The following is a 26,098-nucleotide window of genomic DNA, read 5'->3' on the forward strand; positions in this document are numbered from 1 at the left end:
AGTATATTTGGAGGAGAATGATCCATGGTATATATTCTGCTGGGAGAAGGTTTTGAGGAGGCCGAGGCCATCGTCCCCGGCGACCTGCTGCGGCGGGCCGGTGTGGATGTGGCCTATGTGGGCCTGGAGAGCCTTGCGGTAAAGGGGAGCCACGGCATCACCGTCACCGCCGACATGACTCTGGAACAGGTGAAGACGGAGGACATGGAGATGCTGGTGCTGCCCGGTGGGCTGGGCGGCGTAGCCTCCATCCAGATGGACCTCTTTGCCACCGCCCTCATCCAGAAGGCCCGGGACCTGGGCTGCTGGCTGGCGGCCATCTGCGCCGCCCCCTCCATCCTGGCCCACATGGGCATGCTGGACCGGCGAAAGGCGGCCTGCAATCCCTGCGTGTGGGAGGAGATGGGCTCCGCCGCCGTGGACCGGGAGGCCCAGGTGGTGGTGGACGGGAAGTTCGTCACCGCCCAGGCTGCCGGCGCCGCGTTCCTCTTTGGACTGAAGCTGGTGGAGGTGCTCAGGGGCGACGAGGCGGTGCAGAAGGTCCAGAATGGCATCCTGTACCGGAGCTAAAGCCGCCCTGCGGACCCAGATCCGGGCTCAGGTGGCGGCCATGCGTCCCGCTGAGCGCCGGAGGAGCGACGTGATCCTGCTCCAGCGGTTCCTGGAGCTGCCCTGGGCGGCGGAGGCCAATACCCTGCTGCTCTTTTATGGCGTAGGTACTGAGCCGGATACCGGCCACCTGATCGTGGAGCTATGGCGGCTGGGAAAGCGGGTATGCTTGCCCAAATGCCTGCCCGACCGGGCCATGGAGGCCCGTCTGGTCCGGAGCGGGGACGACCTACGGCCCGGGGTGTTTGGCATCCCGGAGCCATTGGATACCTGTCCCGTTGTGGGCAAGGGGGAGATCGACCTCATTCTGGTCCCAGCCCTCTGCTATGACCTGTCCTGCCAACGGCTGGGACAGGGGGGCGGATATTATGACCGCTACCTGGCCGATTATGGCGGCCGGACGGTGGGCCTGTGCCGGGAGCGGCTGCTCCAAGAGAAGCTGCCTGCAGAGGCCCACGACAGAGCTGTGGACCTGGTGTTGACGGAGAAGCGCCGGCTGGAAGGCCCGTCCCATATTCTGACGAACAGACGCTGAGGAAAGACCACAGCCCTTGCCGCGGCGGGGGAGTGCGAGGGGGCGGCAGCCCGCCTCGCGTAGGATCGAATGCCCTGCCCGGAGGGCGGCGAGCGCAGCGAGGACTTTTCCGGACCGAAGGAGACGGAAAAGTAACGGCATTTTTAAAGGGCGGAGCCCAAAGGCTCCGCCCTGGAGGGACACTGTAGGTTTCTAAGTAGGCCGGGGAGGCGGCGCGGTGGGCTCAGCAGCAGGGATCGCAGCCGCAGCTGTTGTTGTTGCCGCAGCCACAGCCACAGCCGTTGTTGTTATTGTTGCAGCCGCAGCCGCAGCTGTTCCCGCCGCCGCAGCAGCAGCACACCAGGATGAGGATCAGGATAATCCAACAGCAGCTACCATTGTTACCGAACATGAACGACACACCTCGTTTTTAGAGTTTGGAGGCGCCGCCGGCGGGAGACCGGGGCTTTTGCCCTCCAACTGGCCTATTCTATGTAGCGGGAACACCATTGGTTCCCCTATGGAGCGATCCGGAAGGAGAAAAACTGCCTATGTCACAAGAGGAAAGAAGAAGCTCCGGCGGAAGGCGAGAGCAGCCCCGGGAGCGGAGCGAGCGCCCCGCCACCCGGAGACGGCGGAAGAAAAAGGGATTCAGCCTGCTGGGTACCCTGCTGTACGTGGCTTTCGTCATCGGAATCTCCACCCTGCTGGCGGCGGTGGGCTGGGTGGCGGCCAACGACGTGCTGGCCCTCAACAAGGCCGAGCACTCCGCCATCATCACCCTGCCCGAGGACATCTTTACCGAGAAAGAGGTGACGGTAAAGACCGACGAGGGCACCGAGACCGAGACCGTTGAGGTCGTGGATCTGGACTACGTGGCCAACCAGCTCAAGGAGAACGGCATCATCGAGTTTAAGCTGGTCTTCCGGCTCTTCTCCGTCTTCTCCAACGCCGACGAGAAGATGGCCCCCGGCACCTACCAGCTGGATACCGACATGGACTACCGGGCTATCGTCACCAATTTGGGCTCCAATTCGGCCAGCCGTCAGATGGTCACCGTCACCATCCCCGAGGGCTACACGGTGGACCAGATCTTCCAGCGCCTGGAGGACAACGGCGTCTCCACGGTGGAGAAACTCCAGGATATGGCGGCCACCCACGACTATGCCTTCTCCTTCCTGCAAGAAATCCCTCTGGGGGACTACCACCGGCTGGAGGGCTACCTGTTCCCCGACACCTATGAGTTCTATATGGGCGAGGACCCCAAGACGGTCATCAACAAGATGCTGGTGAACTTCGACCGCCGCTTCACCGACGAGATGCGGGCTGAGGTCCAGGAGAAGGGGTATACCGTCCGGGACATCGTCATCATCGCCTCCATGATCGAGCGCGAGACCGACGGCAACGACCGGGCCACCATCGCCTCTGTCATTTACAACCGTCTCAACAATCCCAACGCCGGGACACAGGGTTATCTGCAGGTGGATGCCACCCTGGTCTACGCTTTGGGCCGCCCCATCACCTCGGCGGACTATACCGCCGACACGGCCTATAACACCTATACCAACAAGGGGCTGCCCCCCGGACCCATCTCCAACCCCGGCCTGGCCTCCATCCAGGCCGCCATGGAGCCGGAGAGCACCAACTATTACTACTACGCCCTGGGCAGCGATGGCACCCACTCCTTCTTCAAGAGCCTGGAGGCGCAGCAGGACTTCATCGCCCAGCAGCGGGGCAACTAAACACTGGGGCGGCCGCCTTTGGGCGACCGCCCTTTTGACAGGAGGAACAAGTGATGAGCATCGAGCTATTGGCCCCGGCGGGGGATATGGAGCGGCTGCGCATGGCCGTGGCCTACGGCGCCGACGCGGTTTACCTGGCGGGCAGCGATTTCGGCATGCGGGCCTTTGCGGGCAACTTTGACCAGAAAGGGCTCCGGGAGGCGGTGGAGCTGTGCCACAGCCGGGGGGTGCGGGTCCATGTGACCTGCAACACCATGCCCCGGTGCGACGAGGTGGACCGGCTGCCGGAGTGGCTGGAGTATCTGGACAGCGTGGGGGTGGACGCCGCCATCATCGCCGACCTGGGGGTCTTCCGCATGGCCCAGAAGTACGCCCCCCACCTCCAGCTCCACATCTCCACCCAGGCCGGCGTCACCAACCACGCCGTGGCCCAGGCCTGGTACGACCTGGGGGCCAGCCGGGTCATCCTGGCCCGGGAGCTCTCCCTGGAGGAGATCCGCACCATCCGGGCCAAGACCCCCAAGGAGCTGGAGATCGAGGCCTTTGTCCACGGGGCCATGTGCGTGAGCTATTCGGGGCGGTGCCTGCTCTCCAACTACATGACCGGCCGGGACGCCCAGCGGGGCATGTGTGCCCAGCCCTGCCGCTACAAGTATGCCCTGGTGGAGGAAAAGCGGCCCGGAGAGTATTTCCCCGTCTATGAGGAGAACAATGAGACCTTTATCATGAACAGCCGGGACATGTGCATGATCGACCACCTGACCGATCTGGTGGAGGCCGGTCTCAGCTCCCTGAAGATCGAGGGCCGGGCCAAGTCGGCCTACTATGCCGCCGTGGTCACCGGGGCCTACCGCCACGGGATCGATGCCGCCTTGGCGGGGGAACCTCTGGACCCCGTCTGGCGCGCCGAGCTGGACAAGGTCTCCCACCGGCCCTACTCCACCGGCTTTTATTACGGCTCGCCGGGACAGTATACCGGCGACGCCCGGTACATCCGGGACTACCAGGTCTGCGCGGTGGTGGAGACCTGCTCCCCCGACGGCACCGCCGTCCTCTCTCTGCGGAACAAGTTTTCTGCCGGGACCCAGGTGGAGCTCCTGGCCCCCGGCCTGGACCCCATGACCTTTGAAGCGCCAGAGATGACCGACATGGACGGCCTGCCCCTCCTGGAGCCCAAGAAGCCGGAGATGCGCTTCAAGATGCGCCTGCCCCGTCAGGTAAAGCCCCTCTCCATCCTCCGCCGCCAGGTGGATTTGAGCCCACAATAGTTCTGCACAAAAACTAGGGCTGGAAATCCCATTATTTTGTGCTATAATATTGTCTGCTGAATCGGGCGGCCGGTGATTGAGGCCGGTCATGCTTAAGAAAGGGGGGGACGACCTGCCATGAAGCGGCTGCTGCGGCCCATTATGTTAGAATTCTGCCGGAGCCACCTGATCTTGACGGCCGTGGTCTCCCTCCTCACCGTCCTCGCCTTGGCGCTGAGCGGTCTGCTGGGCCTGGGCAGCGCCGTGCGGGCCGCACTTCCCTTCCCCCTGCGGGGAGCGGCGTCAGAGCTGAGCGGCACTCTGCCCGCCCTGATCCCCTTGGCTCTGGGGCTGCTGGCCTATCTCCCCGCCGGCCGCCTCACCCGCAAGCGGAATCTCCTGCCCCGCCCCGACGTGGAGGAGGCCCTCCTCTTGCTGTTGGTGCCCGCCGCCGCCTTCTGGCTGCTGTTGGCCCTGGCCTACCTTATCCCTCACGGTACCGGGCTGCTGGTGGCCGCCATGCTCCTCAACTGTCCCGCCTACGGCCTTTACAGCCTGCTGGCCCAGTTCCTGGGCTGGGGGAGCGGCGGTTCCCTGTGGACGGTCTATGTGGGCGGTCTGGTTACCGGCCTCCTACCCCCGCTGCTTTACCTGATGGGCAGCTATCTCCCCATCGCCGCCCTGGACCAGGAGGAGGACGCCGACGAGGAGTTTATTGAAAAGCAATAAAAATAAATTGACTTTCAATAAAAGCGGTGATACGATACCCTTGAAAGGGGTGATCGTATGGCGAAGCATACCTCCCTCCGTGCCCGGTTCGCCGGTTTTGCGGGGGGACATTTTATGCTCTCCGCCCTGGGGTCGCTGATCGCCTTTGCCATGTTCGGGGCGGCGGAGGCCGGCGTGGGGCTGATGGTGGCGCTCTGCGCCCTGCTGATGCTCCTCTATGTACCCGTCGGGGCCTTTGTCGCCCGCCTCTTGGAGTGGGAGCGGCCCACGGTCCGGGAGTGGCTCCGGGCGGTGGCCCTGACGGGGGGCATCGCCTGCCTGTGGGGGTTCGGGGGCTTTGCCCTGTGCCTGACGGAGCCCACGGCCCTGATGGGCTTCTGCCTCCTCATGTCCACGGCCATCCTGGCCAGCCCCTCCTTCTGCCTCATGTTTCTTGTGGTGATGGGGATACTTGACCTGCCCGGCCTGACCTGGGCACCTGTTTGGTTTGGGTCAATCGCCGCCGCCGCCTTGCTGCCCCCGGTGCTCTTCTTCACAGGAGCCCTGTTCATACCAAAAAAACAGCCTCAGACGGGGCTGGACGAAGGGAGAGAGGCGTCATGACCTGGTTGTTGATGGGGGCCTTGGCCTTTCTGCTGGCCCTGGTGAATTTGGCCCTGGCCCTGCTGGGCAAGAGGCGGGGGCAGAGCGCCCTCCTCTTCGGGAGCCTGGCCTGCGGCGTGCTGGCCATGCTGGAGGAGTACCGTCTTGCGGTACAGTGGGTACAAAAAGAGGACTGGTCGGCCCTCATGGACGTGCTGCCCGGCATGGAAATGGTGCTGACGGCTGCCGTATTCCTGGGGCTGGGGTTGAACCTGGCTGCCATGGTGCTCCATCAGGTACGGAGAAAAGAAAAAACCAGTTGACAATGCCCTGAAAAGTGATAAAATAAAACAGCTTAAAAAGGCAAGGACGAAGCCAAGCGGGCCACGCCGCGACGAGCGAGAGGGGACGGTGAGAGCCCTCCGCGACACGGACCCGTACGCCACTTCACCAGCCGCCCGGGAGGACCGGGACGCTTCATCCCCGTTACAGGATGGAATGAGATGCGCTTTTTCAACGAAGCGTAATCAGGGTGGTACCGTGGAAATGCTTTTCCGCCCCTGGCCGATGCCGGGGGCGGTTTTTCTTTTCCCGCCGCCCAGACCAGTGAGTCGTAACATAAATTGAGATAAACGGAGGTAATACCCATGCCCACCAAGCCTTACGGCCTCAATGAGCTGCGCGAGATGTTCCTCTCCTTCTTCGAGACCAAGGGACACCTGCGCCTGCCCAGCTTCTCCCTCATCCCCCAGAACGACGCCAGCCTGCTGCTCATCAACTCCGGTATGGCGCCCATGAAGCCCTTCTTCACCGGGGAGCAGGAGCCCCCCCGCCACCGTGTGACCACCTGCCAGAAGTGCATCCGCACCGGCGACATCGAGAACATCGGCCACACCGCCCGCCACGGCACCTACTTTGAGATGCTGGGCAACTTCTCCTTCGGCGACTACTTCAAGAAGGAGGCCATCCACTGGGCCTGGGAGTTCCTGACCAGCCCCGAGTGGGTGGGCCTGGACCCCAACCGGCTCTACCCCTCCGTGTTCGCCGGCAACGAGACCACCCCCGCCGACGACGAGGCCTTCCGCATCTGGAACGAGGAGATCGGCATCCCCGCCGAGCGCATCTTCAAGTTTGGCAAGGAGGACAACTTCTGGGAGCACGGCTCCGGTCCCTGCGGCCCCTGCTCCGAGATCTACTACGACCGCGGCGAGCAGTGGGGCTGCGGCAAGCCCGGCTGCACCGTGGGCTGTGACTGCGACCGCTATATCGAGGTCTGGAACGTGGTGTTCTCCCAGTTTGACAACGACGGCGAGGGCCACTACACCGAGCTCAAGCAGAAGAATATCGACACCGGCATGGGCCTGGAGCGTCTGGCCTGCGTGTGCCAGGACGTGGCCTCTCTCTTCGACGTGGACACCGTCATGAACATCACCAACAAGGTGTCCGAGATCACCAACGCCCATTACGGTGAGACCGCCGCCAAGGACGTCTCTCTCCGGGTCATCACCGACCACATCCGCTCCGCCACCTTCATGATCTGTGACGGCGTGCTGCCCAGCAACGAGGGCCGGGGCTACGTGCTCCGCCGCCTGCTGCGCCGGGCCGCCCGCCACGGCAAGCTGCTGGGTGTCAACGACCCCTTCCTCTATGAGGTGTGCGACACCGTCATCCACGAGAACGAGGGCCACTACCCCGAGCTGCGGGAGCGCCAGGACTATATCACCAAGGTCATCCGCACCGAGGAGGAGAACTTCGCCCGCACCATCGACGGCGGCATGAAGATCTTCAACGACCTCCTCTCCGAGCACAAGGCCAAGGGGGAGACCGTATTCTCCGGCGCCGACGCCTTCAAGCTCTACGACACCTACGGTTTCCCCATCGACCTCACCATCGAGATGGTGGAGGAGCAGGGCATGACCGTGGACCAGGACGGCTTCAAGGCCCTAATGCAGGAGCAGAAGGAGCGGGCCCGGAAGGCCCGTGAGGCCCTGGGCGACCTGGGCTGGGCCGGCGTGGAGTTCGGCAAGGACGTGCCTGAGACCGAGTTCGTGGGCTATGCCAACACCGCCGTGGACGACGCCAAGGTGGTGGCTCTGGTGGTGGAGAACGAGCAGGCGGAGGAGCTGATGCCCGGCGTGGAGGCCATCGTGGTTCTGGACAAGACCCCCTTCTATGCCGAGATGGGCGGCCAGGTGGCCGACCACGGCACCATCACCGCCGGCGACGCCGTCTTTACCGTCACCGACGTGCAGAAGAACAAGGGCGGCAAGTATATGCACTACGGCAAGCTGACCGGCGGTATCCTGAAGCTGGGCGACACCGTCTCCGCCGCCATCGACGTGAAGCGCCGGAAGGCCGTCATGCGTGCCCACTCCGCCACCCACCTGCTGGATAAGGCCCTGCGCACCGTGCTGGGCGACCACGTACAGCAGGCCGGCTCCCTGGTGGAGGAGGACCGCCTCCGCTTTGACTTCACCCACTTCTCCGCCATGACCGCCGAGGAGCTGGGCAAGGTCTCCGCCATGGTCAACGAGGCCGTGCTGGAGGGCTACGACATCCACACCGACGTCCTCCCCATCGAGGAGGCCAAGAAGCGCGGTGCCATCGCCCTCTTCGGCGAGAAGTACGGCGACACCGTCCGGGTAGTGGACATGGGCGAGGGCTACTCCGTGGAGTTCTGCGGCGGCACCCACCTGGACAACACCGCTAAGGTGGGCGTGTTCCACATCTCCAGCGAGTTCTCCGTGGCCAGCGGCGTCCGCCGCGTCGAGGCCACCACCGGCCTTGCCTCCTTGGAGGTCATGAACCGGAACCAGGAGCTGCTCTTCCAGGCTGCCGCCGCCCTGAAGGCCAAGCCCGGCGAGCTGCGGGAGAAAGCCATCCAGAACATGGAGGAGCTCAAGGAGCTGCGCCATGTGGTGGAGGCCTTCAAGGCCAAGGAGGCCGTCAGCGAGGCCGGTCAGTTCCTCATGGGCGCCAAGGAGGTGGGCGGCCTGAAGGTGGTCACCGCCACCCTGGCCGACGCCGACTCCGACCGTCTGCGCAAGATGGGCGACTTCCTGCGGGATAAGAGCCAGGCCGTGGTGGCCGTGCTCTCCGCCGTGAAGGACGGCAAGATCACCTTCCTGGCCGTCTGCGGCAAGGAGGCGGTCCAGAAGGGCGTGAAGGCCGGCGACCTCATCAAGCACGTCACCGCCATCTGCGGAGGCAAGGGCGGCGGTAAGCCCGACTCCGCCATGGGCGGCGGCACCGACGTCCTCAAGCTGGACGACGCCCTGGCCACCGTGGACGACTTCGTGGCCGGAAAGCTGGGGCTGTGAGCATGCTGCCCCAGGACCCCATGATCTTATATAGCGTGGTCAACGCCCGGCTCCGGGATACCTATCCCGACCTGGAGTCCTTCTGCGACGACCACGACACCACAACCGAGGCCCTCTGCGCCGTCCTGGCCGCCGCCGGCTTCACCTACCATCCAGAGCTCAATCAGTTTCGATAATGAGCAACGTGTGAAAGGAGGTTTCTGCACATGAGCGATTGTCTGTTCTGCAAGATCGCGGCGGGGGAGATCCCCTCCAACAAGGTCTACGAGGACGAAACGGTCTACGCCTTCTACGACATCGACCCCCAGGCGCCCACCCACTTCCTAGTGATCCCCAAGACCCACATCGGCTCCGTGGCCGATGTAACCCCGGAGAACGCCACTGTGGTGGCCCACATCTTCGCCGTCATCTCCAAGGTGACCAAGGAGCTGGGCCTGGAGAGCTACCGGGTGGTCTCCAACATCGGCGAGCAGGCGGGGCAAAGCGTCCACCATCTGCACTTCCACGTGCTGGGCGGACGTGACATGACCTGGCCTCCCGGCTGACCGCATACACCCATCGCCATCCCCCGGCGGCACAGCCGCCGGGGGATGGTTTTTCCTGACGATGGTCCCCTATCCCCCGGCACCGGCGGCGCTGCGGCAGACCGTCGGTGGTCCTCCCGTTCCCCGGGCGGCACGGGCGTTACGAAGTAAGCCCGGGACGCAAGTAGCCTAACAGTAGAGCAGCCTGGGGGGTACATCCAATAGGGGGGCCGCGGCCCCCCTGTGTTGGCCGTTTCAAGGGGGAGAGTCCAGAGAGGGGGGAAATCGGAATCCCCCCTCTCTGGGGTGTCTTTGGTTCCTTTCTGCACAAGCAGAAAGGAACGCCCCCGGCAGGGCGGACAACACCTCAAATAGAAATCGCTTCTGTTCAAAAGAAAATCCTTCTGCTGCCATCTCCGATGAAGAACGGCCTCCGGCGGGCCCCTTTCTGAATGCCCAGAAAGGGGCGAAAGAGTCAGTCAAGGAGGGGGATTTCGATTTCCCCCTCCTTGACAATCCACCCCTTAAAACGACCAAGCACAGGGGGGAGCTGCGGCTCCCCCCTATTGGATGTACCCCCCAGGTCTTCTATTGCCACGTTGCTTGCACCGTCGGCTTACTTCGTAACGCCGCCGGTGCTTGGGGGCCGGGGGACCACCGCTTGAGGCTTGTAGGGCAGCAACGAATTTGCTAAAATAACGCCGTATGGCAGTATCTCGAACGGTAAATGCTACTGAATGGTAGGATTTTACCGGGTGATCGTATGTACTTTCGCAGATTGGGAGACCTGAGAAACGACAAGGACAAGACCCAACGAGACATTGCCGAATACCTTCATATGAATTTGGAGGTCTACCGCCGGTATGAAAAGGGCCTGCGGGAGATCCCGGTTTGGGCCCTCATCAAGCTGGCGGACTACTACCAGACCTCCACCGACTACCTGCTGGGCCGCACCGACGACCCCTCGGCGCCCCGTGCGTAAGCTGGCGGCGGTGGCCGCCGGCTTTGCCGCGGCGGTCTTTCTGACCTGCAATGGGCTGTGGATGCTCTCCCTGCTCCTGCCTCTGCCGGCTCTCCTGAAACGGGAGGACCGGTGGCGCCGCTGCGCCCTGGTGTGCCTGGGCGTGGCGGCGGGGCTTGCCTGGACGGTGGGCTATAACGCCCACTTTCTGGGCGGGGCCCGGGAGCTGGACGGCGTCCGGAGTACCCTCACCGCCGCCGTTGCCGACTGGCCCTATGAGACCAGATACGGTGCCGGGGTGGAGGCGAAGGTGACGCTGGAGGACGGCATGGTCCTCCGGGCCACCCTCTACGGCGATGGGGAGGACCTGATGGACCTGCGCCCCGGCGACGCCCTCGCGGTGACGGCGGACTGGTCCGGTCCGCCCCAGACTGCCATGGAGAGCTGGACCTACCGCCTTTCCCAGGGTATCCACCTGACGGGGAGTGTGAAGGCGCTGGAGGTCCGGCGGCCGGAGACGGTCCCCCTGTGGGCCCTGCCCGCCCACTGGTCCCAGGCCGTCAAGGAGGCCGTGGCCGCAGCTTTCCCGGCGGAGAGCGCCGGACTGGTCACCGCCCTCCTCACCGGAGATACCGACCGCCTGGACCAGGGGGACTACAATGCCCTCCGACGGGCGGGACTGGCCCACGCCGTGGCGGTATCGGGGCTCCACATGAGCTTTTTGGTCCAGCTGGCGGTGGCCCTCACCGGCAGCCGCTACCGCCGCCGCACTGCCCTGGTGGTGCTGCCGTTGATGGTGTGCTATACCCTGGCGGTGGGGTGTACCCCCTCGGTGGTCCGGGCCGCCGTCATGAATGGCCTGCTGCTGTTGGGGCCTCTGCTGGGCCGGGAGAATGACTCTCCCACCAGCCTGTCCCTGGCCCTGCTGCTGCTCCTGCTCCAGGACCCCTGGGCCTCACTGAGCGTGAGCCTTCAGCTCTCCTTTGCCTCGGTGGCGGGGATTTTGGCCTTCTCCGGGCGGGTGCGGGACTATATGACCGGGTTCTTTCCCGCGCCGGAAAAGAAAGAGAACAAAAAGCCTGGCCCGCTCCGCCGGCTGGGCTGGCGGGCGGCCGGCTCCTTGGGGGTCACCGTGGGCGCTATGGCCTTCGCCGTGCCCCTGATGGTGTGGTATTTCGGCAGTCTCTCGGTGATCTCCCCGGTGTCCAACCTGCTGTGCCTGCCCCTTTTGCAGCTCACCTTCCAGGGCGGGCTGCTCACTGCCCTGGTCCAGCTCCTAGTCCCCGCCCTGGGGTCTGCTCTGGGTCAGGTGGTGGGACTGCTGCCCCGGCTGGTGCTGTGGCTGGTCCGGGGACTGGCCGCCGCCCCATTCGCCTCTGTGGCGATGGCGGGGCCCTACCTGATGGGCGGCCTGGCTACGGTCTATCTGCTGTGGCTCTGCTACCTGGGATTGAAGGGCCCACGCCGGCCTCTGGTGCCCCTGTGCTGCTCAACTATCGTGCTTGCCGCCGCCCTGGTGCTCAACCACGCCGCCTACTGGTCCGGGAGTCTCACCATGACGGTGCTGGACGTGGGCCAGGGCCAGTGTGTGGTGCTCCGCTGCGGGGACCGGGTGGCGGTGGTGGACTGCGGCAGCACCGGCGAGGACGCTGGTGATCTGGCGGCCAGCTACCTGAGCACCATGGGGATTGAACGGGTGGATCTGCTGGTGCTCACCCACTGCCACAGCGACCACGCCAACGGGGTCGAGGCCCTCATGGACCAGCTGGAGGTGTCCAACCTGGCCGTTCCCCAGGTGATCGAGGCGCCGGAGCTCCAGACCGAGCTCGTGGCCCGGGCGGAGGAGGCAGGCATCCCCACCCTGATGGTGTGGGACGACGTGACTTTGGAGTTCGGGGACGCCCTGCTCACACTGTACGGCCCGCTGGGCAGCGGCGACACCAACGAGGAGGGCCTGAGCCTGCTGTGTGAGACGGGGGACTTCTCTACCCTCATCACCGGAGACATGGACCAGATCGTGGAAGGACGACTGGTGAAGTACGGGCACCTGCCCGACATTGACGTGCTGCTGGTGGGCCACCACGGCTCCAAATACGCCGCCTCCGATCTGCTGCTGGAGACGGTGACGCCGGAGACGGCGGTGGTCTCCTGCGGCTATAATACTTACGGCCATCCTGCCCCGGAGACCCTGCTCCGGCTGAGCGAGGCGGGCTGTGACATCTACCGCACCGATTTGCAGGGAAATGTCACCATCACGGTGAGATAAGGAGGCTCCCTATGGCCAAGACCAACAACGCCGACGCCGCGGCGGTGAAACAGCTCAAAAGCGACCTGTCCGCCGGGACCCTGGGACAGCTCTACATCTTCCACGGGGAGGAGGCCTATCTCCGGGACTTCTACCTGGGGCAGATGAAGAAGAAGTTACTCCCCGGCGGCATGGAGGCCTTCAACCTCCACACCTTCCAGGCCAAGGAGTGCGACCCCAAGGCCCTGGGGCAGGTCATCGACTGCCTACCCATGATGAGTGAGCGCACCATGGTGGTGGTCTACGACTACGACCTCTTCAAGGCCCCCGCCGACCAGCGGGAGGCCATGACCGCCCTCTTCGCCGACCTGCCGGACTACGTCTGTCTGGTTTTCGTCTATGACCTCATTGAGTACAAGCCCGACGCCCGGACCAAGCTGGCCACCGCCATCAAGGCCCACGGCTCGGCGGTGAAGTTCACCCGGCAGGAGCAGGGGGATCTGGTGGACTGGATCCGCCGCCGGTTTAAGGCTTTGGACCACGACATCGACTCCGAGCTGGCCCGGTACCTCATCTTCCTGTGCGGGGACCTGATGACGGGCCTCATCTCGGAGATCGGCAAGATTGGTGCCTATGCCCAGCACCGGGCGGTGACCCGTGCCGACATCGACGCCGTGGCCATCCCCCAGCTGGACGCGGTGGTCTTTCAGCTCACCGACGCCATCGCCGCCGGGGACTTTGACAAGGCCTCGTCGGTGCTCTCCGACCTCCTCCACATGGGGGAGCCTCCCATCAAGCTCCTCTCAGTGCTGGGGCGGCAGCTGCGCCAGCTCTACTCCGCCCGGCTGGCCATGGAGGAGCGGAAGGGGGCGGGCTACCTGGTGGAGCTGTGGGGCATGCGTTCGGCCTACCCGGCCCAGAAGCTCATAGACGCCGCCCGGCGGTTTGACCGGAACTGGTGCCGGTACGCCGTGCTGGAAGCCGCCCGCACCGACCTGGCCATGAAGTCCCAGGCGGGGGCCGACGGGGAGGAGCTCCTCATCGACCTCATTTTGAAGCTGGCCAACCGCCCGCCCAAGACGGGCATCGCGTGAGCGGGGGAGAGAAGGGAACAGGGTATGAAGCGGATCTATAATGTGGCCGGGGTGCGGCTGGCCCTCACCTGCGGGGAGGAGGAGGCCGAGACGGCCAACTTCCTGGCGGCTGTCCTGCGGAAGCAGTCCGCCCTAGGACCTATCCTGGCCCCGGGCAAGCGCATCCAGGTGGGGTGGAATTTCTTCCAGCTGGCGGAGGCGGAGGACGGCCTGACCCTTCTGGCCCCGGACTACCGGAAAAATCCCTTTACCGACACCACCGAGGACCTCACCCAGGCCCTGGAAGTGTTCCAGGGCCAGCTGACCGCCCTGCGCCGGGCGGGGCGGCCGCCGGTGGTGGACGTCTCCTTTCAGGACACCATGGTGGTCCGGTGGAAGGGCCTCCAATCCCCCCTGCTCTATCTCCAGCGCCTGACCCCCTCTCACCCGCCGGACTCCGGCTGGTATTTAGGGCCGCTGGGGGAACCCCGCAGCGACGACCCCAAGGACTATGTCCGCATCTATACCTATCAGCTTTTGGACGTCTGCCCCCAGGGGCTCTCCCTCCTGCCCTTCCCGCCGGGGACGCTGGCGGTCTTTGACCACGGTGCCCTGGTGGAGGCGGTGGACGGGGAGAACCAAAAACTGCTGTAACAGGAGGAAGCCCATGCTGCACATACAAGAGGCCATCGTGGTGGAGGGCCGCTATGACAAAAACACCCTCTCCCAGGTGGTGGACACGGTGATCCTGGAGACCGCCGGCTTCGGGGTATTCAAAAATCAGGAGCTGGTGGCCCTGCTGCGGCGGCTGGCGGAGGAGCGGGGGCTCATTGTGCTCACCGACTCCGACGGGGCGGGCTTTCTCATTCGCAGTCGTCTCAAAAGCGCCCTGCCCCAGGACAAGGTGAAGCACGCCTACATCCCCGACGTCTACGGCAAGGAGCGGCGCAAGCGGACTCCCGGCAAGGAGGGCAAGCTGGGGGTGGAGGGTATGTCCCCGGCGGTGCTGGAGGAGGTCCTCCGCCGGGCGGGAGCCACTTTCCTGGAGGAGCCCGTCGGCGGCAGCGCCCCCAGAGAGGCCATCACCAAGGCCGACCTCTACCTGCTGGGCCTCACCGGCACCCCCGACTCCGCCCAGCGGCGGGGCGCCCTGCTCAGGCATCTGGACCTTCCGGAGCACATGAGCACCAACGCCCTGCTGCCGGTGCTCAACGCCCTCTATGACCGGGAGGCCTTCCTGGAGGAGGCGGAGTCATGGATGTGAACACCCCCCTGCGGGAGCTCCCCGGGGTGGGGGAGGCCCGGGCCAAGGGCCTGGAAAAGTTGGGACTCCGGGTGGCCGGAGATCTGGTGGGCTACTTCCCTAGAAGCTACGAGGACCGGCGGCAGGTCTATACCATCGCCGGGGCCCCGGTGGGGGAGCTGTGCTGCGTCCGGGTCATGGCGGCGGAGGAGCCCCGGCGCATGCACATCCGAAAGGGACTGGACGTGACCCGGCTCAAGGTGGTGGACGGGGCCTCCGCCATGCTGGTGACCTTCTTCAACCAGGGCTATGTCCGGCAGGCCCTCCACCGGGGGGAGGAGTACATCCTCTATGGCCGGGTGGAGCTCATGGGCAGCCACCGGCAGATGACTAATCCCCAGTTTGAGGGGGCGGAGCGACCCTGGGCCTGCGGGCGCATTATGCCGGTCTACCCCCTGACGGCGGGGATCACCAACCACCTGCTGGCCGGGCTGGTGGAGAAGGCTCTCCACGAGCTGCCCCCTCCGGCAGAGACCCTGCCCGACGATTTGCTCTCGCGACACCGCCTGGCTCCTGCGGTGGAGTGCTGGCGGAGCATCCACTTTCCCGCCGATGAAGACGCTCTGGACGCCGCCCGGTGGCGCTTCGCCTTTGAGGAGCTCTTCTACCTCTCCCTGGGTCTGGCCCTGCTGCGGGAGCGGCGGAGCCGGGGCCACGGCCCCGCCTTCGGGGAGACGGACCTGGAGGGCTTTTACGGGCTGCTACCCTTCACCCTGACGGGGGCGCAGAGACGGGCGTTGGAGGAGTCCGCCGCTGACCTGGCTCTCACCCGGCCCATGAACCGGCTGGTCCAGGGCGACGTGGGCTCGGGCAAGACAGCGGTGGCCGCCGGCTGCGCCTGGCTGGCCGTCCGCTCCGGCTGGCAGTGCGCCATGATGGCCCCCACCGAGATTCTGGCCGAGCAGCACGCCAAGACCCTCTCCGCCATGCTAGCCCCCGCGGGCATCGAAGTGGGGCTGCTCACCGGCTCCATGAAGGTGTCTGAGAAGCGAAAGGTCCTCTCGGCGCTGGAGACGGGAGAACTCCCCTTCGTGGTGGGCACCCACGCCCTCCTCTCTCAGGGGGTGGTCTTTCACCGCCTGGGGCTGGTCATCACCGACGAGCAGCACCGCTTCGGCGTGGAACAGCGGGCCGCTTTAGCGGCCAAGGCGGGGGGCGAGGAGGATTTTTCGCCCAATGTGCTGGTCATGTCGGCCACCCCCATCCCCCGGACCCTGGCTCTCATCATCTACGGGGACCTGGACGTGTCGGTCATCGACGAGCTGCCTCCGGGCCGTGTGCCGGTGAAGACGGTGCTGGTGGGGGAGAGCAAGCGACAGCGGATGTACGGCTTTGTCCGGGACCAGGTGAAGGAGGGGCGGCAGGTCTACATCGTCTGCCCTGCCGTGGAGGAGAACCCGGAGGGGGCCTGGGACCTGAAGGCGGTGACCGAGTACGCCCGGGTGCTGGGGGAGGAGGTTTTCCCCGATCTGCGGGTGGGTCTGGTCCACGGCCGTATGAAAGCAAAAGAGAAGGAGGCCGCCATGGCCGCCTTCACCGCCGGGGAGACGAACATCCTGGTGTCCACCACCGTCATCGAGGTGGGGGTGGACGTGCCCAACGCCAGCCTCATCATCATCGAAAACGCCGACCGGTACGGTCTTTCCCAGCTCCACCAGCTCCGGGGCCGGGTAGGTCGGGGGAAGCACCAGTCCTGGTGCGTCCTGGTCAGCGACAACCGCAGCCCGGACACCCGGGCCCGGTTGAAGGTCCTCACCCAGACCAACGACGGCTTCAAAATCGCCGAGGAGGACCTGAAGCTCCGGGGACCCGGCGATTTCTTCGGACAGCGGCAGCACGGCCTGCCCGCCCTGCGGATGGCCGACCTGGAGACCGACACCCGGGTCCTCAAGGAGGCCCAGGACGCCGCCGCCGAGATATTGACAGCCGACCCGGGCCTCACCGAGCCGGAGCACCGCCCCCTGTTGGAGAAGGTGCGGCGGCTCTTTGAGGAGGACCCGGACCGGTTCAACTGACAGAGATAGAATGGAGAGAACAACAATGGATTTGAAAAAACGGGCTGAAGAGCTCCATCACACCCCGGAGCCCCACTACAACTGTGCCCAGGCCACCCTCATTCCCTTTGCCGAGGAGCAGGGCCTGGACGCCCAGACGATGTACCGCCTGGCGGCCCAGTTCGGCAGCGGTATGCGTCGGGGCTCTGTGTGCGGGGCGGTGACCGGCGGCCTCATGGCATTGGGGCTCCAGGGGGCGGACAACCACACCGCGGCCGAGTTCCAGCGCCTCTTCAAGGAGCGGGTGGGAGCCCTGGACTGTGCCCAGCTCCTCCAGAACGCCAAGGAGCGGGGGGAGGAGCGCGGCGCCCACTGTGATCGCATGGTCCTCACCGCCGTGGAGCTGGTGGAGGAGCTCACCTCCGGTAAAAACTAAAAACGAAATAAAGATCCCGTTTTCCAGCCGGAAAACGGGATCTTTTTGTTATACTCAGCCCAGCGCGGTCTTCCGCCCGGCCTTGACGAGCCGGACCGGCGGGACGACGGCGGGCGTCTTAGGGTCCCGGGCTGGGGCCCGGCGGCGGACGCTCAGGTGGACGCACAGGGTGATGAGACCGCTGATGAGCAGGAAGCTGTAAAAGCTGATGCCCCGGGCCACCATGACGGCGGGGGCCACCAGGCCGGCGCCGAAGAAGAGGGTGAAGGCGTGGAGGGCCACCCCCTCGGCGGCGCCCACGGCACCGGGCAGGGGGAGGGAGCCCACGGCCAGGGAGACCAGGGCCTGGGTTCCCACCATCTGGAAGAGGGAGGCGCCGCTGAGGCCGAAGCCCAGGTAGACGGCAAAGGGCACGGCGTAGAGGGCAGTGAGCTGGAGGAAGGTGAGGCCGAAGAGGACGGGCACCAGGCTCAGGTTGGCCCGGAGGCAGTCAGCTCCTTCCCGGTAGGCCTTCATCTGGCGTTCCAGACCGGCGCGGACCTTGTCTTCCTGCTTCACCAGGCCCACCCGGACGCCCAGCGTCACCAGGCCGCCGGTGAGACGGCGGGCGGCGTTGGGGAGGAACATCATGGAGAGCATGCCGGCGGTGAGGACGATCATCACCACGCCGCCGTAGAGGAGCAGCAGCCCCAATCCGCCGCCCAGTCCGGCGCGGACTTGGGGCAGGAGGAAGAAGGAGAGGGCGGCGTAGAGGAAGGTGACGGTCTGATAGCACACGGCAATGACCATCATGTTGAGGGAGCCGTGGGCGGCGGGGATGCCATCCTTGGACATGTAGAAAATCTGGGCGGGCTGGCCGCCGGTGGAGGAGGGGGTGATAGAGCTCACGTAGAAGCCGGCGAAGGAGTAACCCAGGCACTTCCGGTAGGGCATGGTGTGTCCCAGGCGGCCCAGGATGAGCTTGGTGCACAGGGCCTCACAGCCCACAAAGCAGAACATGAGCCCCAGGCCCAGGAGCACATATCCTGGCCGCACCGAGCGGAGGACCTGGAGCAGGGTGGAGAGGGGCTGCTGCCGTAGGAGGAAGAAGAGGGTGCCGCCGATGAGGGCGGCCAGGAGAGAAAGGCTGAGGATGCGCTTGCGGTCCATCAGAGGGCCTCCTTTCCGGCGCCCACGGTGAGGGCGGCCATGAGCCGCTCCAGGCTCTGGGCTTCCAGCTGGCCCTTCAAGCGGCGCATGTTCTGCCCCATTCGGGCCAGGGCGATGTCGTCGGTGAGCAGCCGGGTGATGGCCTCCAGGCAGGCCTCGGGCTCCTTGGGGGCGATGCGGCCAATCTGGTGGCGGATAAGGAAACGGGCGTTCTCCCGCTCCTGCTGAAGGAAGGGCTCCCAGGCCAGAATGGGCAGCTCAGAGAAAATGGTCTCGAAGAGGGTGATGCCGCCGGGCTTGGAGAGCATCAGGTCGGCCTGGGCCATGTAGTCGTACACCCGATCAGTAAAGCCCACCACCTCGATGTGCTCGTAGCGCCCGTGCAGACGGTCATAGAGCTTCTGGTTGCCGCCGGTGATGATGGTGGTGCGCACGCCGGGCATGGCGTTCAATTCCTCGTAGAACTTGTCCTTTTTGGGCAGCAGACCCAGGCCGCCCCCCATGATGAGGAGGTGCCGTTCCCCTAGACCCCGGTGCCCCCGCTGGGCGGGGCGCTTGAACTCCGGCTTCACGGGGATGCCGGTGACCAGGATGCGCTCCGGCTCCACCCCCTTGGCCACCAGCCGGTCCCGGATGTCCCGGGAGCCCACCAGGTAGCAGTCTGTGGCGTCGTTGAGCCACTCGGAGTGGGAGGAGAGGTCGGTGATGCAGGTCACCAGGGGAAGGTCGGAGGCGACCTCCTCCTTGTAGTCGGCCACCAGCCGAGCGCAGAAGGGGTGGGTGGCGATGACGGCGTCGGGCCGCTCCTCCCACAGCAGCTCGCCCAGCTTGTCCTGAAAAAGGTCGGAGAGCAGGGGCCGGGCCTTCAGGGTGGCGTTTTCAGTGGCCTTGTAGTAGATATTGTAGAGACCGCTCCCTCTGGTCACCAGCAGGGAGAAGGCCTTGTAGATGGCCTCAGAGGCGTCGGGAATGGCGTAGGCGGGCAGGTCCACCACCTCCACCTGGGAGCCGGGGAAGGCGCCCAGCAGCTGGAGGCGCAGCGACTGGGAGGCGGAGTAGTGCCCCATACCGAATTTTCCGGTAAGGATCAGGATCTTCATGGCTGTTCCTCCTTCTCTTGATGAGAACAGTATACAGAGAGAACTTTTAGAAAAACCTGTTCCAGTTCTTAAAACTAGCTTAAGAATCGCCGATACATTCTATAAGAGGGCCTGTTTCCGCGGCGCAGAGGGCGGCCCGCCAGCCCTCTCCGGCGTAGGCGGTGAAGGTGAGGCCGTCCAGCAGGGCGTGTTGTCCGGGGTCCAGAAGGGGGACGGCGATGTCCCGGGCCGGGACGGTGAGGCCGGTACCGGTGTACTTTACCCGGGCCTCCTTCAATGTCCACAGGGTGTAGAAATCTTCCCAACGGTTTCCACGGTCCTGGAACCAGGCAAACTCCGTCTCAGATAGGACCTTTTTGGGGAGAAAGGGGCGGCGGGGCCGGACCACCTCGATGTCGGCGCCCACCTCTCCGTCGCTGAGGGCGCACAGGGCGTAGGGGCCGCTGTGGCTCAGATTGAACTGGTATTGGGGCATACTGTGGAAAAAAGGCTTGCCGCCGGGGGCCTGGTCCAGGTCCGGTAGCTCCTTCATAGCCCACACCAGCCCGGCGGCCTGCCGGAGCAGAGCGTGAGCATCCACAGTCTGTGTGAAAAATAACCGCAGCAATGCCATTCCTCCCTTGCCCCCCTATTGTACCATGTCCGGGTGGGGCTGCCACCGGGAATTTGTAAAATCGCGGTCTGGCTCTGGTATTCTGGAGGGACATCCTGTACAATGGTGGGTGTAGTCCGGCGCGGTTACGCACCGGGATCACAGGAGGAACAACAGCATGAAATTCATCTCATGGAACGTCAACGGCCTGCGGGCCTGTGTGCAGAAGGGCTTTTACGACTATTTTCAGGCATCTGATGCCGACGTTTTCTGCCTTCAGGAGACCAAGATGCAGCCCGGTCAGGCGGAGATCGAGACGCCGGGCTATCTCCAGTTCTGGAACTCGGCAGAGAAGAAGGGCTATTCTGGTACCGCCGTCTTTACCCGGAAGGAGCCTCTGGCAGTGACCTACGACATCGGCGACCCCGCCCACGTGGGCGAGGGCCGGGCTATTACCCTGGAGTTCCCCGAACTCTACCTGGTGACGGTGTACACGCCCAATTCCAAGGACGGCCTGGCCCGGCTGCCCTACCGCATGGAGTGGGAGGACGCCTTCCGGGCCTATCTGAAGGGTCTGGACGAAAAGAAACCGGTGGTGGTCTGTGGGGACCTGAATGTGGCCCATGAGGAGATCGATCTGAAAAACCCAAAAACCAACCGGGGGAACGCCGGTTTCTCCGACGAGGAGCGCGCCAAGATGACTGAGCTGCTCGCCGCCGGTTTTACCGACACCTTCCGCTACCTCAACCCCGAGCTCACCGGCGCCTACTCCTGGTGGAGCTACCGCTTCAAGGCCAGGGAGAAGAACGCCGGCTGGCGCATCGACTACTTCCTGGTCTCCGACCGGCTGCGGGAGCGCATCGAAGCCGCAGAGATCCACAGCGATATAATGGGCAGCGACCACTGTCCGGTGAGTCTCACTCTGGCGGATTTGGCATAATCCATTCCAAGTCATTCCAGCCCTCCTCCCTGTATAGGCAAAAGAATCCTGCGGATACTAAGGTCCGTGACCAAATATCACCGCGGGAGGAGAAAGATAGATGAAAGCAACTGGCATTGTACGCCGCATCGATGATCTTGGCCGGGTCGTCATCCCCAAAGAGATCCGCCGCACGATGAGAATCCGGGAAGGGGACCCGCTGGAGATCTACACGGACAAGGACGGCGGCGTCATTTTCAAAAAGTATTCCCTGATGGGGGGACTGAGCGATTTTGCACTCCAGGTGTGTGAGAGCCTGAACAAGACCACGGGCCGGGTGGCGGTCATCACGGACCGGGACACCTGCATCGCCGTGGCGGGAGCCGCCCGGCGGGAGCTCACCGACAAGCGGATCTCCGCCGAGCTGGAAAATATCATGGAAGGCCGCCAGATCTATCAGCACCAGAACGGAGAGAACCCGCTGCCGGTCTGCGAGGAGAACGACAAGTACCGCCTGGACGCCGCGGCACCCATCCTGTCCGAGGGGGACGTGCTGGGCAGCGTGCTCTTTGTCTCCCAGGAGGGGAGCGAAGCCGGAGAGGCGGAGTACAAGCTGGTGCAGATGGTGGCGGCTTTTCTGGGCCGGCACATGGAGAGCTGAACGGCGCAGCGTGTGGGAGGGAGAGAACGTGCGTCTGTTTGTGGCGCTGGTGCCGCCGGAGGAATTCCGGCGGGACCTGGAACGGCAGGGGAGGGGGCTGCGTGCCCTCTGTCAGAGGGGTAGGATGGTCCCCTGGGAGAACATCCACCTCACCCTGGCCTTTCTTGGGGAGACCGACCGCCGTGCGAAGGCGGAGCGGGCCATGGAGCGTGCTGCCGGCGCACCGTTTTCCCTCCACATCACCCGTCCGGGCCGGTTTTCCGGCAAAAAGGGGGACCTCTGGTGGATGGGGGTGGAGGAGTGTCCACCCCTCCTGGCGCTCCGCCGCCGGCTGGTCCGGTCGCTGGGGGAGGAGGGGATGTGGCTGGACGACACCAAGTCCTTTCGACCCCATCTCACCCTGGGGCGTGATCTGCGGCCGCTGCCCGGCGCCGATCTCACGGCCTGGGCCGCCGCCTGCACCCCGGGCGCCTGGCAAACAAAGGAACTGATCCTGATGGAGTCCCGGCGGGACGAGAGCGGGCTGCGCTACATACCGCTGTCCCGCTGTTCCATGGAGAAATAAGGAGACCACGATGGAAAAACAGACATTTCTGGGGCTGCTGGAGGCATCCGGCATCCAGGTCCGGCAGGCGCTGGACCGTTTCATGGGCAATGAGGACCTGTACCTCTCATTCCTGGCAAAGCTACCGGGACAGCTGCATTTTGAAGACATCCTCCGGGCACTGGGGGAGGAGGACGAGGAGGCATTCTATCTCGGCGTCCACAACCTGAAGGGCCTGGCGGGCAACCTGGGCCTCACGCCCATTCACGACTGTGCCCAGGCCATCCTGGTGGAGTTCCGGGCGTCCCGGTTCCAACACAGGAACAAGCTGACCGCGCTCACCTGGGAGGCCAAGCGGGAGAGCGAGCACGTCGCGGCGCTGATTGAAGGATATTTTGGAGAGGGGGCCCGGGCATGATACGGGACACACTGCTGGTGATCGACGATTCCGAGCTGGATCTGGCCATTTTAAATGAGATCTTCAAGCATCATTTTCGGATGGAGTGCGTGCTGGATGCCCACCGGGGGCTTACATACCTCAAACACGACCGGGACCGTATCTGTGCTGTGCTGCTGGACATCTGTCTGGGCCGGCGGGGGGCTGGCTTCACCGTCCTCCACCAGCTCCAGCTGGACCGGGACACGGCAGAATTGCCGGTGATCCTCATCACCACTGACGCCAATGAGAAGGATGTGCGTTCCAGTGTAGAGCGGGGGGCGGCGGACTTTCTGGTAAAGCCGGTGGACCCCCACACGGTCCAGGAGCGAGTGTGCGATGTAGTGCGGAAGTCCTGGCCGCCCAAGTCCACCATTCTGGACCATCCCAAGGAGGAGGAGAACTCACGACCGGCCGATGTACCTGGACGGGGTCTCCTGCTCTCCGACCTGACCTTGGAGGAGTCGGAGGTGTTGGCTCGGCGTTGGTTCGGGAAACTGGAGCGGTTCTGCCGGTTCCGCCCCATTCTGGACCCGGCGCGCTGCCGCCAGCTTGGGGCGCTCACCGCCTGCCTGGCCAAGGCATATGCCGAGGCACACCCGGAGGGGCCCTTGACCACTTTTGACGCCGCTCTCATCGGCATGGCGGCGCCCTTCTGCGACATCGGTATGCTGGGCTTGCCCGATCCGGAGAGCCCTCAGGAGGAGGGAGACCCCCGCCACACCGTCCTGGGCCATGAGCTCCTCACGGCGGAAGAGGATGTGCCCCTGCTCCGATATGGGGCGGAGATCGCGCTCTGGCACCACAGGAACGCCGATGGGTCCGGCTGGCCTCAGGATACGGAGGGCGATGCGCCGCTGAGCGCCATGCTGGTGCATACCGCCCTGCGGCTCCAGCACTATCTCCACTACTACCAGGGCTACGAAGATGCGCTGGACCGAGGTATCCGCACCATGGCGGGCGAAGTGGGGAGCGTCATTACCGGAGAGATGTATGAGCTTCTAAATGGGGAGCGGCAGCAGCTGCGTGCGGCCCTGGGGCGGTGATGCCCAAACTGCGGAAAAGCGAAGGCGCCCGGACCGATCCAATCGGTTCGGGCGCCTTTTGTCTATCGTGGGAGATACATTGGCTCAGAACACAACACAACCCCCCGGCCATCCAACGTGACCGGGGGGCTACAGCTGATTCTGAATTTCTACCAAATTGTGTACCTCTGACTTTCTACGGATTTTTAACGCGCTCAAAATCCATCGCTCTGGAAAAAGACCTTTGCTGTGCAGTTACCACTCGAACAAGCTGTGACACATTCGGTTCCGTCGTCTGCGATATTTCGCTTGAGGTTTGCCGTGTGCATTCTCACTTCAGTGAGCTTTGTTGGGGAACTTGCTGCGTAGGGGACTTTTTCTTTCTGCTGGAATCTTCAACGCGGTGGGCGCCACCTAGGTTTGACACCCGGGATAAGGACCCTTGCCTGGTACCGATCAGTACATCGGACTCACCTCATCCTTTCTGGCTATATAGTACAATATAGATGGAGAAATGTCAATAGGTTTTGTGAAAAAACGTATAAAATTTTATAAAGAAGGTCACTGCCCGTTATGGGCAAGAGGCAGGAGCGTACAGAACCTTTGTGATCCACATCCTCAACCAGCAGAATGCCATAGGGCAGGGGACCGCCACCCGGCTGGACGGAAAAATGAGGTGCGCTTAAATACCATGGTGACAATGTCACGGTAAGGCATTGAAAAACCTGATAGGCTATAAAATCAGAATGAAGCGTATTCCCAGTTTAGGCCGCCGGAGGAAGCCCGGCGGCGGAAAGGCGGTCATGGATGGAAAAGACGGAGAGAAAACGCCGCAGGGCCTTTGTGTCCACGGGGGACTGTGTGGCCTGCGGCTGCTGCGTCAAGGTGTGCCCCTTTGGGGCCATCGCCGTGGTGAAGGGCATCGCGGCCCGGGTGGACGAGGGGCGCTGCGTGGGCTGCGGCAAGTGCGCCAAGGAGTGCCCCGCCACCGTCATTGAGATCCGGGAGGTGGGGGCATGAAAAAGCACTGGTACGACTATCTGTGGGTCCTGTCCCTGACTTATCTCATTCTGGGATTTTTCAACATCCTGTTTGCCTGGCTGGGACTGCTGTGCTTTTTTATCCCCCTCCTCATCGCCATCATAGGGGGGAACAAGGGCTACTGTAACCGCTACTGCGGCCGGGGCCAGCTCTTCTCCCTGGTGGGCGGCCGCTTTGGTCTTTCCAGGCGGAGGGACGTGCCCCGGTGGCTCAAAAGCAAGGCCTTCCGCTACGGTTTTCTGATCTTTTTCTTCGCGATGTTTTTCCAGATGCTGTGGACAACTTTTCTGGTGTTCAGCGGCGCCCAGGATCTCAGGCAGGTGGTCACCCTGCTGTGGACCTTCCGGCTGCCCTGGCACTGGGCCTATTCCGGCGGTGTGACGCCCTGGGTGGCCCAGTTCGCCTTCGGCTTTTACAGCGTCATGCTCACCTCCACGGTGCTGGGCTTCCTCACCATGATCCTCTTCAAGCCCCGGTCCTGGTGTGTCTACTGCCCCATGGGCACCATGACCCAGCTTATCTGCAAGGTGCGGAACGGAAACAAGATCGATGTGTGACGGCTCAGGCCTGGCTCAGGCGGCGGAGGCGTTCCGGGTCCGTGAGCTCCACGGTGCCCCGGGTGAGGCGGACCATACCCTCTCCCTGAAAATAGCGGAGCATCCGGGTGACCACCTCCCGGGCGGTGCCCAAGTGGTTGGCGATGCGCTCGTGGGTGAGGTGGAGGGAGGTGGTGCCCTCCAGCAGGCTCTCCTCCAGCAGGAAGGCGGCCAGCCGGGCGTCAAAGCTCTTCCACATGACCTGCTCCATGAGCCACATGACCTCGGAGAAGCGGCTGCCCATGAGGTCGTTGGTGTAGTTGGCCACGGCGGCCGACTCCTCCATGAGAGACTGGTAGATGTCAGAGGGGATCACCCAAAGCTGGGTGTCCTTCTCGGCGGCGATGGTGACGTCGAACTGGATGTTGCGCAAGAGGCAGGAGGCGGAGAACAGGCAGATGTCCCGTTCGAAGAGACGGTAGAGGGTGATCTCCCGGCCCTGGTCGGAGAGGATATAGGCCCGCAGCTGGCCGGTGCGTACCGCCAGCAGGCCCTGGCAGTCGCCGCCCTGGTGGAGCAGGACCCCGGCCTTCACCGTCCGCAGGACGGCCCCGCCGGTGAGCCGCTGCCGCTGTTCCTCTGTGAGTTTCTCCCAGAAGGGAAAGACGTTGGAAAGATCCATGCCGATACCTCCGCCCGGTTGAGATCGCCCGGCCCTGCACGGGGAAAATCCGCCCCTTGACAGGCGGGACGCTTTTGGTGTAATGGGTGAACAGCGCCGCCGGACGAAGCCATTGTACCACAGATCCGGCCTCG

The 26,098-nt window shown here is 64.2% G+C and carries 28 protein-coding genes and 1 pseudogene; 24 read left to right on the forward strand and 5 right to left on the reverse strand.

Annotation, left to right across the window (positions count from 1 at the left end):
- Positions 1 to 24 precede the first annotated feature (24 nt).
- Positions 25 to 570, forward strand: coding sequence for a DJ-1 family glyoxalase III (locus ACTNBK_RS00495; protein WP_441142686.1), 546 nt, complete (start codon positions 25 to 27; stop codon positions 568 to 570).
- Complete coding sequence (locus tag ACTNBK_RS00500) at positions 548 to 1,144, forward strand: 5-formyltetrahydrofolate cyclo-ligase (RefSeq protein ID WP_441142688.1); 597 nt, start codon at positions 548 to 550, stop codon at positions 1,142 to 1,144. Before ACTNBK_RS00495 ends, ACTNBK_RS00500 begins: the two co-directional genes overlap by 23 nt.
- 223 nt (positions 1,145 to 1,367) lie before the next feature.
- Here the strand turns inward: ACTNBK_RS00500 and ACTNBK_RS00505 are convergent, their stop codons facing one another.
- On the reverse strand, positions 1,368 to 1,535 hold the full coding sequence (locus ACTNBK_RS00505) for a hypothetical protein (RefSeq protein ID WP_165449750.1): 168 nt from the start codon (positions 1,533 to 1,535) through the stop codon (positions 1,368 to 1,370).
- Positions 1,536 to 1,674: 139 nt separating this feature from the next.
- On the opposite strand from ACTNBK_RS00505, the gene mltG reads away from it, so the two are divergent.
- The 15 genes from mltG to ACTNBK_RS00580 all read left to right on the forward strand — a co-directional run bounded on the left by mltG (position 1,675) and on the right by ACTNBK_RS00580 (position 17,279).
- Positions 1,675 to 2,865: an endolytic transglycosylase MltG gene (mltG, locus tag ACTNBK_RS00510; RefSeq protein ID WP_441142690.1), complete on the forward strand. Its 1,191-nt coding sequence runs from the start codon at positions 1,675 to 1,677 to the stop codon at positions 2,863 to 2,865.
- Between the two features lie 53 nt (positions 2,866 to 2,918).
- A complete protein-coding gene (locus ACTNBK_RS00515) occupies positions 2,919 to 4,133 on the forward strand; it encodes a peptidase U32 family protein (protein WP_441142692.1) in 1,215 nt (404 codons plus the stop codon).
- A 117-nt stretch (positions 4,134 to 4,250) separates the two neighbouring features.
- Positions 4,251 to 4,841, forward strand: a complete 591-nt coding sequence (locus tag ACTNBK_RS00520; RefSeq protein ID WP_441142693.1) for a hypothetical protein — start codon at positions 4,251 to 4,253, stop codon at positions 4,839 to 4,841.
- Positions 4,842 to 4,898: 57 nt separating this feature from the next.
- Positions 4,899 to 5,444 carry a hypothetical protein gene (locus ACTNBK_RS00525; protein ID WP_441142695.1) on the forward strand — a complete coding sequence of 182 codons (546 nt, stop codon included), beginning with the start codon at positions 4,899 to 4,901 and terminating at the stop codon, positions 5,442 to 5,444.
- A complete protein-coding gene (locus ACTNBK_RS00530; RefSeq protein ID WP_441142696.1) occupies positions 5,441 to 5,746 on the forward strand; it encodes a hypothetical protein in 306 nt (101 codons plus the stop codon). Before ACTNBK_RS00525 ends, ACTNBK_RS00530 begins: the two co-directional genes overlap by 4 nt.
- A 324-nt stretch (positions 5,747 to 6,070) precedes the next feature.
- A complete protein-coding gene (alaS, locus tag ACTNBK_RS00535) occupies positions 6,071 to 8,743 on the forward strand; it encodes an alanine--tRNA ligase (RefSeq protein ID WP_441142698.1) in 2,673 nt (890 codons plus the stop codon).
- A 2-nt stretch (positions 8,744 to 8,745) separates the two neighbouring features.
- Positions 8,746 to 8,919 (forward strand): DUF4250 domain-containing protein, encoded by a 174-nt coding sequence (locus ACTNBK_RS00540; RefSeq protein WP_294511263.1) that lies wholly within the window; start codon positions 8,746 to 8,748, stop codon positions 8,917 to 8,919.
- A gap of 30 nt (positions 8,920 to 8,949) precedes the next feature.
- Complete coding sequence (locus tag ACTNBK_RS00545; RefSeq protein ID WP_441142700.1) at positions 8,950 to 9,288, forward strand: histidine triad nucleotide-binding protein; 339 nt, start codon at positions 8,950 to 8,952, stop codon at positions 9,286 to 9,288.
- Positions 9,289 to 10,030: 742 nt separating this feature from the next.
- Entirely contained in the window at positions 10,031 to 10,249 is a 219-nt protein-coding gene (locus tag ACTNBK_RS00550; RefSeq protein ID WP_294511177.1) for a helix-turn-helix domain-containing protein, read from the forward strand.
- Positions 10,242 to 12,494, forward strand: a complete 2,253-nt coding sequence (locus ACTNBK_RS00555) for a DNA internalization-related competence protein ComEC/Rec2 (RefSeq protein WP_441142702.1) — start codon at positions 10,242 to 10,244, stop codon at positions 12,492 to 12,494. The genes ACTNBK_RS00550 and ACTNBK_RS00555 overlap by 8 nt, the downstream gene beginning before the upstream one ends.
- Before the next feature lie 11 nt (positions 12,495 to 12,505).
- Positions 12,506 to 13,567: a DNA polymerase III subunit delta gene (holA, locus tag ACTNBK_RS00560; protein WP_441142704.1), complete on the forward strand. Its 1,062-nt coding sequence runs from the start codon at positions 12,506 to 12,508 to the stop codon at positions 13,565 to 13,567.
- Between the two features lie 24 nt (positions 13,568 to 13,591).
- Positions 13,592 to 14,200 carry an immunity protein Imm33 domain-containing protein gene (locus ACTNBK_RS00565; RefSeq protein WP_441142706.1) on the forward strand — a complete coding sequence of 203 codons (609 nt, stop codon included), beginning with the start codon at positions 13,592 to 13,594 and terminating at the stop codon, positions 14,198 to 14,200.
- 13 nt (positions 14,201 to 14,213) lie between these two features.
- Positions 14,214 to 14,810, forward strand: coding sequence for a toprim domain-containing protein (locus ACTNBK_RS00570; protein WP_441142708.1), 597 nt, complete (start codon positions 14,214 to 14,216; stop codon positions 14,808 to 14,810).
- Positions 14,801 to 16,864, forward strand: a complete 2,064-nt coding sequence (gene recG, locus ACTNBK_RS00575) for an ATP-dependent DNA helicase RecG (RefSeq protein ID WP_441142710.1) — start codon at positions 14,801 to 14,803, stop codon at positions 16,862 to 16,864. The genes ACTNBK_RS00570 and recG overlap by 10 nt, the downstream gene beginning before the upstream one ends.
- A gap of 25 nt (positions 16,865 to 16,889) precedes the next feature.
- Positions 16,890 to 17,279: a C-GCAxxG-C-C family protein gene (locus ACTNBK_RS00580; RefSeq protein ID WP_441142712.1), complete on the forward strand. Its 390-nt coding sequence runs from the start codon at positions 16,890 to 16,892 to the stop codon at positions 17,277 to 17,279.
- Between the two features lie 54 nt (positions 17,280 to 17,333).
- Here ACTNBK_RS00580 and ACTNBK_RS00585 read toward each other — a convergent pair whose 3' ends face one another.
- The 3 genes from ACTNBK_RS00585 to ACTNBK_RS00595 all read right to left on the reverse strand — a co-directional run bounded on the left by ACTNBK_RS00585 (position 17,334) and on the right by ACTNBK_RS00595 (position 20,135).
- The gene (locus ACTNBK_RS00585; RefSeq protein ID WP_441142714.1) at positions 17,334 to 18,428 is read right to left on the reverse strand and encodes a lysylphosphatidylglycerol synthase transmembrane domain-containing protein; all 1,095 of its coding nucleotides are present in this window, start codon (positions 18,426 to 18,428) and stop codon (positions 17,334 to 17,336) included.
- A complete protein-coding gene (locus ACTNBK_RS00590) occupies positions 18,428 to 19,528 on the reverse strand; it encodes an MGDG synthase family glycosyltransferase (RefSeq protein ID WP_441142716.1) in 1,101 nt (366 codons plus the stop codon). Before ACTNBK_RS00590 ends, ACTNBK_RS00585 begins: the two co-directional genes overlap by 1 nt.
- 79 nt (positions 19,529 to 19,607) lie before the next feature.
- Entirely contained in the window at positions 19,608 to 20,135 is a 528-nt protein-coding gene (locus ACTNBK_RS00595) for a 4'-phosphopantetheinyl transferase family protein (protein ID WP_441142718.1), read from the reverse strand.
- Positions 20,136 to 20,298: 163 nt separating this feature from the next.
- Here ACTNBK_RS00595 and ACTNBK_RS00600 point away from each other — a divergent pair, with 163 nt between their 5' ends.
- The 7 genes and pseudogenes from ACTNBK_RS00600 (at position 20,299) to ACTNBK_RS00630 (ending at position 25,303) form a co-directional block, all read left to right on the forward strand.
- Positions 20,299 to 21,060, forward strand: coding sequence for an exodeoxyribonuclease III (locus ACTNBK_RS00600; RefSeq protein WP_441142720.1), 762 nt, complete (start codon positions 20,299 to 20,301; stop codon positions 21,058 to 21,060).
- Between the two features lie 100 nt (positions 21,061 to 21,160).
- Positions 21,161 to 21,700, forward strand: coding sequence for a stage V sporulation T C-terminal domain-containing protein (locus tag ACTNBK_RS00605; protein WP_441142721.1), 540 nt, complete (start codon positions 21,161 to 21,163; stop codon positions 21,698 to 21,700).
- Between the two features lie 28 nt (positions 21,701 to 21,728).
- The gene (thpR, locus tag ACTNBK_RS00610) at positions 21,729 to 22,265 is read left to right on the forward strand and encodes an RNA 2',3'-cyclic phosphodiesterase (protein ID WP_441142723.1); all 537 of its coding nucleotides are present in this window, start codon (positions 21,729 to 21,731) and stop codon (positions 22,263 to 22,265) included.
- Positions 22,266 to 22,275: 10 nt separating this feature from the next.
- Positions 22,276 to 22,662, forward strand: a complete 387-nt coding sequence (locus ACTNBK_RS00615; protein ID WP_441142725.1) for an Hpt domain-containing protein — start codon at positions 22,276 to 22,278, stop codon at positions 22,660 to 22,662.
- Positions 22,659 to 23,726: a response regulator gene (locus tag ACTNBK_RS00620; RefSeq protein WP_441142727.1), complete on the forward strand. Its 1,068-nt coding sequence runs from the start codon at positions 22,659 to 22,661 to the stop codon at positions 23,724 to 23,726. The genes ACTNBK_RS00615 and ACTNBK_RS00620 overlap by 4 nt, the downstream gene beginning before the upstream one ends.
- A gap of 774 nt (positions 23,727 to 24,500) precedes the next feature.
- A pseudogene (locus ACTNBK_RS00625) lies at positions 24,501 to 24,725 on the forward strand (4Fe-4S binding protein); the annotation flags it as partial.
- The gene (locus ACTNBK_RS00630; protein WP_441142729.1) at positions 24,722 to 25,303 is read left to right on the forward strand and encodes a 4Fe-4S binding protein; all 582 of its coding nucleotides are present in this window, start codon (positions 24,722 to 24,724) and stop codon (positions 25,301 to 25,303) included. The pseudogene ACTNBK_RS00625 and the gene ACTNBK_RS00630, both read left to right, overlap by 4 nt.
- 4 nt (positions 25,304 to 25,307) lie before the next feature.
- Here ACTNBK_RS00630 and ACTNBK_RS00635 read toward each other — a convergent pair whose 3' ends face one another.
- Positions 25,308 to 25,964, reverse strand: coding sequence for a Crp/Fnr family transcriptional regulator (locus ACTNBK_RS00635; protein WP_441142731.1), 657 nt, complete (start codon positions 25,962 to 25,964; stop codon positions 25,308 to 25,310).
- Between the last annotated feature and the right edge of the window lie 134 nt (positions 25,965 to 26,098).

The organism is Intestinimonas sp. HCP28S3_D6, from assembly GCF_052065695.1.
Taxonomy (GTDB): domain Bacteria; phylum Bacillota; class Clostridia; order Oscillospirales; family Oscillospiraceae; genus Intestinimonas.